The organism is Nitrobacter winogradskyi (assembly GCF_006539545.1).
Lineage (GTDB): Bacteria > Pseudomonadota > Alphaproteobacteria > Rhizobiales > Xanthobacteraceae > Nitrobacter > Nitrobacter winogradskyi_A.
In genome coordinates, this window is sequence record NZ_BJNF01000158.1 from 1 (window position 1) to 999 (window position 999).

1 protein-coding gene is annotated in these 999 nt (G+C 60.0%); it reads right to left on the bottom strand.

Annotated features, from left to right (window positions below; all coding sequences use genetic code 11):
• Positions 1–964 (bottom strand): 4Fe-4S dicluster domain-containing protein (locus NWI01_RS18610; protein ID WP_141385421.1); only part of this gene is annotated, 964 nt, incomplete at its 3' end.
• Positions 965–999: the final 35 nt, after the last annotated feature.

The window sequence follows — 999 nt, forward strand, 5'->3', positions numbered from 1 at the left end:
CCGGAATCCCGTTGGCCCTCGCGGCCGCGATGATCTCCGGATCGAACGGATCCTTGATGATGTTGCGCTGGGCCATCACCAGCTGATCCTGCGGCGACTTCGCGGTCTCCTCGATCGCATCCGCATCGTAGAGCACGAGGCCGATATACCGGATGCGTCCCACGCAGGAGTGGAAGCACGCCGGCGGCTGGCCGCTCTCAAGACGCGGATAGCACAGGATGCACTTCTCGGCTTTGCCCGTCGACCAGTTGAAGTAGGTCTTCTTGTAGGGGCAACCGGAGACGCACATGCGCCAGGCGCGGCAGCGTTCCTGGCTCACCAGCACAACGCCGTCCTCACCGCGCTTGTAGAGCGCGCCCTGCGGGCAGGCCGCAACGCATCCCGGATTGAGGCAATGATTGCAGATGCGCGGCAGATAGAAAAACACCGTGCTGTTGATCTCGTTGATCTGGCGCATTTCCTCATCGGAAGCGCCGTCGAAGTTCGGGTCATTGTTAGCGTAAACCTGCGAACCGCCGAGGTCGTCGTCCCAGTTCGGGCCCGCCTCGATCGTGTCCATGTACTTGCCGGTCACCATCGAGATCGCCCGCGCGGTCGGCTGCTCGTCAGCCAGCGGCGCATTGATCAGGTTCTGGTAATCGTAGGTCCACGGCTCGAAATAGTCGTCAAGCGTCGGCAGATAGGGGTTGTAGAAAATGTTCGTCAGCGTTCCCCACTTGCCCTGCAGCCGAAGCCGAAGGCTCTTCTGCCTCTGACCGTCAACCACCCAGCCGCCACGATACTTGGTCTGGTCTTCCCAACGTGTCGGGTAACCCGTACCCGGCTTGGTCTCCACGTTGTTCCAGTACATGTACTCGGTGCCCTTGCGATCGGTCCAGATGTTCTTGCACGCGATGCTGCAGGTGTGGCAACCGATGCACTTGTCCAGGTGAAAGACCATCGAAACTTGAGCTCGGATGTCCATGTGTCTACTCCTTCGTTCCTATGGCTCGTTCTTAT